Source organism: Clostridium sartagoforme AAU1, assembly GCF_000401215.1.
GTDB lineage: Bacteria > Bacillota > Clostridia > Clostridiales > Clostridiaceae > Clostridium > Clostridium sartagoforme.
Genome location: NZ_ASRV01000160.1, coordinates 1 through 2,793 on the forward strand (window position 1 = coordinate 1; position 2,793 = coordinate 2,793).

Genomic DNA, 2,793 nt, shown 5'->3' on the forward strand with positions numbered 1-2,793 from the left:
TAAATTTAAATTTAGCTTCTCACTTAAGACTTCTAAAAGAATTGCTGGTTTATTTTACTTAACTTATTTTCTGTTCAATTTTCAAAGATCTTGTCACATAAGCGACTTCTACATCTTAACATCTCAAGTATTCATTGTCAATATTTTTTTATTAAACAATTGTTTCTTAAGAACATTGATTATTCTATCATAGCTTCACTTATCTAAAAATATATATAATCCGTTTATTTAAGATTATTTTTTATTTTCACTATATTTTATTAATATATCTTTATTTCTCATATATTGATACTCGTGGATATGTGTAAGATTAATACCTTAAAATTAGAATTCTACAGAATTAAATTGTAGAATTTTAAAAGTATTAGTATTATAATATATTTGTTTATTGAATTTGTAATAAGCATCTATAGCTCAGTTGGATAGAGCGTTGGACTTCGAATCCAGTGGTCGGGGGTTCAAATCCCTCTAGGTGCACCATTTTTATATTTTGCAAAATAAAATTTCTATTTCACAAATCACAATTCACAGAATTCAAATTATAAGGATTTAAAGAGAACAGAAATTTAAAATTAGGGCAATAGATAAGTTTATGTACAACTATTTATCTATTGCCTTTTTTTTGCATGACTAGTTGGTAAGTTTAAAATAATAGATACTTTGTACAAGTAAACTGTGAATTCTAAGCTGTGCACTAAATAAATTGTTTTACAATTTATAAATATTTCAATATTATAAAAGAAATAGGCTTAACCTTAATCTTGCTTCCTTCTATATAGTAAAGCCCTTCTTCATTTATATCCTCTTTGTCTGCTATTACTTCAAACTTACTATGGTCTAGTTCTACCTCGACTTCATTTTTATTAGAATTGAATATAACTGCTATTTTTCCTAAATTATCTCCTACTTTGTCCCCATTAGCTATATATCCAACTATATTATTCTCATTAAAGTTCTCTCCTATATTTAAGAATGAAATATTTTTTTGTATATCTACTGATGATTTCATTTTAAATACTTCGTGTTTTTTTCTTAAATTAATCAGTTTTTTGTAATAATTAAAAACATCTATATACTTTTCTTTTCTCTTCCAATCAAATTTATTAATGCAATCAGGCGATTTATAGCTATTTTCTATTAAATTGTTATTTTTATCTTTCTTAGTTCTTAGTATTTCATCTCCTGAATGTATAAATGGAATTCCTTGTGATGTTAGTACTATAGCTGCTGCCATTTTATTCATATCTTTTTTTTCTTCCTCCGATGATGAAGTTTCAACTAAACATATCTTATCCCATAAAGTATAATTATCATGAGCTGATGTATACGTTATAACTTGATATGGTTCCTTTGCCCAATACTCATCTGAATAAATAACTTTATTGTAATCTATATCTTTATGCTTTATAGATGCGATTATACCAAACTTTATACTTTCTTCAAGATCTGATTCTCCGTTTATAAACCCACCTTTTTCTTTTTGAAAAACGTCTCCTTTTATTGCATCTCTTATATCATCGCTAAAAGCTCCTATTTGTAATTTATCAAATTTTTTTATATTTTTTTTAAGAGTTAACTTATCATCAGATAATGGTGAATCATCCGCCTTCCAACCTTCTCCATAAATTAGTATATTTTTATTTATCTTACTAAGTTCTTCTCTAATCCTCTTCATTGTATCCATATCATGTAGAGCCATCAAATCAAATCTAAATCCATCTATTTTGTATTCTTTTGCCCAATATATGATAGAGTCAACAATAAACTTTCTTACCATATACCTTTCTGATGCTATTTCATTTCCACAACCTGATCCATTTGAAAAATTTCCATCTCTTTTTTGTCTATAATAGTAATTTGGGAAACTCATGTTAAAGTTAGAATTTTCTGTATCAAAGGTATGATTATACACAACATCCATAATAATTTTAATATTATTTTCATGTGCCTTTAATATCATTTCCTTAAATTCTTTTATTCTCACTTCCGCTAAATAAGGATTTGTAGAATAAGAACCTTCTAAAGAATTATAATTTAGCGGATCATATCCCCAATTATATTCTAATTCACTAAATTTTTCTTCATCTACAGTTTTATAATCAAAACTCGGCATTAATTGTATTGTGTTTATTCCAAGTTCTTTTAGATGATTAAATCCAGTTGTTATATTATCAGTTTTATTTATTTCTTGAGTTAATCCTTTAAATTTTCCCCTTATATTTTGGTCAACTAAAGAGTTTTTATCTATTGTAAAATCTCTTATATTTAATTCATATATAATTGAATCTAAAGGATCAAATGATGGAATTCTATGATTTTCCCAACCTTTTGGATTAGTACTATCTAAATTTATTACCATTCCTCTTTTTCCATTAACACCTACTGCCTTAGCATAGATATCAACTACTTCATTTATTTCTCCATTGATATTAACTAAATAGTTATAATACTCACCATGTAAGTCTCCTTCTACTATGATTTCAAAAACTCCTCTATCTGTTTTTTTCATTTCTATAATGTCTATAGAATCTCTAGAGTAGTCATAGCCTTCTTTTCCATAAAGCTTTAATTTCATATTTTCTGCTAGTGGAGACCATATCCTAAAAATAGTTTGTTTTTTCGTATAAATAGCTCCTAACTCTTCTTCGTATTTATATAAACTATCAAGTTCATCATAATTAAAATTCATACTACCACCCTTTCCTTTAATAATTGTATTATATCTCTAAAATATATTATTTTTAGTTACTATAATAACATTTGTGTAAGAATACAAATATTATAGTAAATTAT

General features: G+C 25.9%; 1 protein-coding gene and 1 tRNA gene. One reads left to right on the forward strand and one right to left on the reverse strand.

The features are described from left to right. The first annotated feature begins 403 nt into the window (after positions 1-403). Positions 404-480: transfer RNA gene (locus A500_RS13100), tRNA-Arg, on the forward strand. 235 nt (positions 481-715) lie between these two features. Here the strand turns inward: A500_RS13100 and pulA are convergent. After that, positions 716-2,689 carry a type I pullulanase gene (pulA, locus tag A500_RS13105; RefSeq protein ID WP_016208057.1) on the reverse strand — a complete coding sequence of 658 codons (1,974 nt, stop codon included), beginning with the start codon at positions 2,687-2,689 and terminating at the stop codon, positions 716-718. Positions 2,690-2,793 lie beyond the last annotated feature (104 nt).